Genomic DNA, 1076 nt, shown 5'->3' with positions numbered 1-1076 from the left:
GCGACCCAAGAAGGTGCTCGGCGGACTGACCCCGAGCGACTACGCCAGCCAGCTGGCATCCGCTACGATTGATCCCGGACTCTAAACCGCCGTGCTACTGAAGGCGGGGGGACGTCGAGGACATGGCGGCAATCGAACAGCGGCTGGAGGAATTCGCCTCACGGGACGTGGCAGTGCAGCGTCACCGCACCGTCCCGGGCGTGGGTCTGCTGACGGCAACCGCGCTGCGGGCCAGTGCCGGCGACCTGTCGCGCTTTGGCAGCGGACGCCAGTTCTCGGCGTGGCTGGGGCTGACCCCGCGCGAGCATTCCTCCGGTCAGCAGCGCCGGCTGGGAGGCCTGACCAAGCGCGGCGATGTCTACGTAAGAACGCTGCTGATCCACGGCGCCCGCGCGGTACTGCAGGCGGCGCGGATGAAGCAGCGGCGCGGACAAGACCTCGATCCGCTGCAGGCCTGGGCGCTGAAGGTCCAGGACACCCGTGGCCACAACAAGGCCGCCTGCGCCCTGGCCAACAAGCTGGCCCGGCGGCTGTGGGCGATGGACCATCACGGCACGCCGTTCGATCCGCGCCACGTCAGCGAGAGACCCCGCGCTGGGTAGCGCGACGGCTTCGACACACGTTCACCGCTTCAACGTCGGGAGTTGCCTGACACGATCTTGATCATGGCGAAGGGTTCGGTCCCGGAGCGGACAACGCCGATAACAATGCTGGCCTGGCAGGCCGCTTGAACGATAGGCACCCGCTCCGCGGATTCCATGATGGCCCGGGCATCAACGCCCATCCAAAGGCCGGATACACGACTGCAACCGCACCGCTTCCCGACGATCAGCGATCACCTACGGCAACGACTGCTTGACGGAGGAGTCCATACATGAATTGTTAGCTCTTTACCAATCGCTCCAAAGATGCGACGAGAGCATCGATTGATGAGCGCTTATGAGGGTTCAGGGCCGAGGCGACGTCCCCCCGGTTTTGAGTAGCGCGGCGATCTGGAGTCCAATTCCCCAGAGTAAGGAGATTGGACGTGAAGAAGCGCTTTTCCGAAGAGCAGATCATCGGCTTCCTGCGTGAGG

The 1076-nt window shown here is 64.6% G+C and carries 1 pseudogene; it reads left to right on the top strand.

Going from position 1 to position 1076, the window contains the following annotated elements:
- Positions 1–119: 119 nt before the first annotated feature.
- Positions 120–602, top strand: a pseudogene (locus OK345_RS17705) (IS110-like element ISPa71 family transposase); the annotation flags it as partial.
- Positions 603–1076: the final 474 nt, after the last annotated feature.

This window comes from Xanthomonas chitinilytica, assembly GCF_026107455.2.
GTDB lineage: Bacteria > Pseudomonadota > Gammaproteobacteria > Xanthomonadales > Xanthomonadaceae > Stenotrophomonas > Stenotrophomonas chitinilytica.
The sequence above is the reverse complement of the archived record's forward strand: the minus strand, read 5'-3'. Positions and strand labels throughout refer to the sequence as shown.